This is a genomic window from Aeromonas lacus, from assembly GCF_000764665.1.
GTDB classification, from domain to species: domain Bacteria; phylum Pseudomonadota; class Gammaproteobacteria; order Enterobacterales; family Aeromonadaceae; genus Aeromonas; species Aeromonas lacus.
Genome location: NZ_JRGM01000087.1, coordinates 1 through 1,805, shown reverse-complemented (window position 1 = coordinate 1,805; position 1,805 = coordinate 1). Strand labels below are relative to the sequence as shown.

The 1,805-nt window shown below is 42.8% G+C and carries 2 protein-coding genes; both read left to right on the top strand.

What is annotated here, in order from left to right:
• Positions 1-603 (top strand): terminase TerL endonuclease subunit (locus tag LG31_RS0107745; protein ID WP_152598347.1); only part of this gene is annotated, 603 nt, incomplete at its 5' end.
• 179 nt (positions 604-782) lie between these two features.
• Positions 783-1,805: phage portal protein (locus LG31_RS0107740; RefSeq protein WP_152598346.1), on the top strand; the 1,023-nt coding region annotated here is incomplete at its 3' end.

Here is a 1,805-nt window from a genome sequence, read left to right as displayed (position 1 = left end):
GTATCAGACCTAGCAGCAATATCTTATGTGTTCGTAAAGCCTAATGGCGAACTTGATATATTCAGCAAAGCATTTTTCCCGTTAGAGAAACTGGACGAACAGAGCATTACGTCCCAGCAGTTATATCGACGTTGGGCGAAACAAGGTGATGGCGCGTTTACTTTAACTTTAGGTTCGACGTGCGACTTTGAGTTGTTGCAGGATGAGATTGTAGAGGCATCCAGAAACTTTAATGTACGTCAAGTATCACTAGACCCATGGAACGCTACTCAAATGCAAACAAAGCTCATATCAATGGGCATCAAAGCAGAGAAAGTATCCCAAAGTGTAGGCTCGCTGAACGAACCAGTAATGCTATTTGAGAGGATGTTACTTGAAGGGAAACTAAAGTTTGACGGATCCGGCGTATTCACGTGGTGTATGTTGAACTGTTGTCTTACTGCGTGCGGGCCAGATGATTCGTTGGTTAAGCTATCGAAAGAATCCAAGAACTCCGAATACAAAATCGACTGTGTTGCAGCAGCAGTAACAGCATTGCATGGTTATGTGCATGAAGAGATACAAAGAGGGTCAGCATTCAATAGATACAAGATTAAGCGTTGAGTTATTGCGTGGTACTGAAATTCATACACTTCCTTATATAATATAAGCTTCCGTATGAATTTCAGTACCAACTAGTCTGTTTGTCGTACACAACACGCCTCGAATCCCTCGATTTTCTCCTCTGTATTTCCAATAAATATAAGCAAGCCCCCGATAACAACAACAAATAAGGGAAGAACATGTTCAGTCCACAATATAAAAGTGTGGATATGCAAGCAGAACACAGAGCATATATGGCTGATTTAATGTCAGCTCAAGTACCTCTAACTCCTATTCAGCGTCAGATTACAGTGCAAAGCTGCGTCCGAATTCTCGCTGAAACAATAGGTAAATTGCCTGCCCGTATCCAACGATCAAACCGCTTCGGTAAAGAGTTAATCCACAAACATAAAATGTTGGATGTACTCACTCGCTATCCCAATGACTACCAGACAATGCAAGAATTCCTTGAAATGGTAGTTACCCACTTATGCCTCGATGGCAACTTCTATGCTTTTATTGTACGAGCCGAAGATAAAGCCGACAGTAATATCATTTCTTTAATTCCAGTCGAAGTACCTAATGCTGTTTCGCCAGTACTTGTACAGGGTAAGCTCATTTATCGAATTACCCCAAATCCAAATATCCTAACTGATGGCCGACAAGAATACACAGCAGATGAAATCCTGCATATCAAACTGCCTAATGGTCGTTTGCTTAAAGGTGAAAGCATCATATCTAGAGCGCGCTCAAGTATTGATACTGCATTGTCACAAGAAGCATATGCATCAGTACAAAGTAAAACAGGCTGCGCAACTGTAGGTTTCTTTAACCTGAAACCGGAGGACAGCAACATCGAGCCAGAAGCGTTTGACGAACTTGCGGATACGCTAGGAGAGCTAACAAAAGGCCCAAGCACTGCTGGATCCGTACCGCTGTTACCTGGCCCTGTAGAATTCCAAAGCATCAGCCTAAGTGCAAAGGATGCGCAATTCCTTGAGAGTCGCCAGTTCCAGCGTTCAGAGATATGCGGCATGTTCCGTGTGCCTGAGAACTTCCTGAATGGTAATGCAAGCCTAAAGTACAACAACGTAGAACAAACTATGTTGAGCTTCTATACAGAAACTATTTCTCCGTACATTACTCGAATCCAATCCGCAATTAACCGTCACCTTTCTATGTACGGTATCGAGTTCTCATTGGACGAGAGCGAACTAAAGCGC